Source organism: Vibrio sp. 10N.222.46.A1 (assembly GCF_041473595.1).
In the GTDB taxonomy this organism is placed as follows: Bacteria; Pseudomonadota; Gammaproteobacteria; order Enterobacterales; family Vibrionaceae; genus Vibrio; species Vibrio tasmaniensis_A.
In genome coordinates this window covers 1-1,264 of the sequence record NZ_JBFRSN010000580.1, presented here as the reverse complement: position 1 = coordinate 1,264, position 1,264 = coordinate 1, and the positions used below count along the sequence as shown (strand labels likewise).

The window sequence follows — 1,264 nt, the reverse complement described above, 5'->3', positions numbered from 1 at the left end:
GATATTTACCATGTAACTCAACTCTTCCCAACCGTAATGTTCAACCAATTCAGTCAGCAGCTTCTGTAGAGTGATACCGTGAAGTGGGTTGTTGTCTTGTGTCATGAGATGTTCTCGCCATTTATTTGAGTTAAGTATACCAGTTTCGCCTTATGAATTATCCGACCATTTGAGTTCGTAGTCGGTGTGGATAATCGAAAGCTCTTCTCTACCTGTATTACCAAATAATTTAACCTGATTCTGCATCCATTCTTCGAAACGTTTTATCTTTTCTCGATGGAAGTAACCTGGAGGCGCGCATAAAAAGTAATTGTATTTAGGCTTCAGCGCGATGTTTCCGATTCGCACCAATTTCTTTTCCTGTAAATAGCGATACACCAAGCTGTGCTTAACAAGCGCGACACCTTGAACGGATAGTGCACCTTCTAACACAAAATGAGAGCCATCAAATTGCAATGATGTGCGGCCAGCTTTTACTCCTGCGACTTGTAACCAGAGATTCCAATCCATATCAGGCCAACGGTCTTCAATGAGTTCCGCTTTATGCAGATCGTCGATGTCATAGATACCATGTTTCTCTTGATAAATAGGGTGGCAAACCGGGTAAATGACCTCGTCCATCAACCAACGTGATTCGATGTTTGGGTAGTCTCCATGACCGTATCTAACGCAGATATCGACATTAGAATCTTCAAATGTGACTAGCTTATTGGTCGGCTCAATTAGCATGGATAGATCAGGGTGGCGACCGCGAAAGTCGCCAATTCTTGGTACGAGCCAATGCTGAGCAAAGGAAGGCACGGTAGAGATCGACAGTTGAGTAGGGTTAGGATCTTGGTTGATTCGTCTCACCCCATCTTGAATATGAGCAAAGCCTTTCTTCGCTTGCAGGTAAAGCACTTCACCTTCATGAGTGAGTACTATTTTTCGGTGTTGGCGAATAAACAGATCTGCAGCTAACCACTCTTCAAGTTGGCGAATCTGTTGGCTGACGGCAGCTGCCGTGACAAATAGTTTCTGTGCGGCGACTTTAAAACTGCCAGTTTCAGCCGCCGTGTAAAAATAGTAGATCCCTTGGAATGGTGGGGCTCGTTCTCTCACATTAGTTTTCCTTAACTGAATGCCAGTATCTATCGTTTGTCGATGTTGCTCTGTTGATTAATTATCGACCATAACAAAACAAAAGATCAACAGGAGAAAGGCTATGAATACGATCACAGCAACAGCAAATACCAACCATTCATTTTTTTCATCATTGTCAATT

The 1,264-nt window shown here is 43.0% G+C and carries 2 protein-coding genes; both read right to left on the bottom strand.

The genetic code is table 11. From position 1 onward, the window contains the following. Nucleotides 1-105 (bottom strand): VF530 family DNA-binding protein (locus AB4496_RS16405; RefSeq protein WP_372131379.1); only part of this gene is annotated, 105 nt, incomplete at its 3' end. A gap of 45 nt (nucleotides 106-150) precedes the next feature. Then, entirely contained in the window at nucleotides 151-1,101 is a 951-nt protein-coding gene (locus tag AB4496_RS16400; RefSeq protein ID WP_102257756.1) for a LysR substrate-binding domain-containing protein, read from the bottom strand. Between the last annotated feature and the right edge of the window lie 163 nt (nucleotides 1,102-1,264).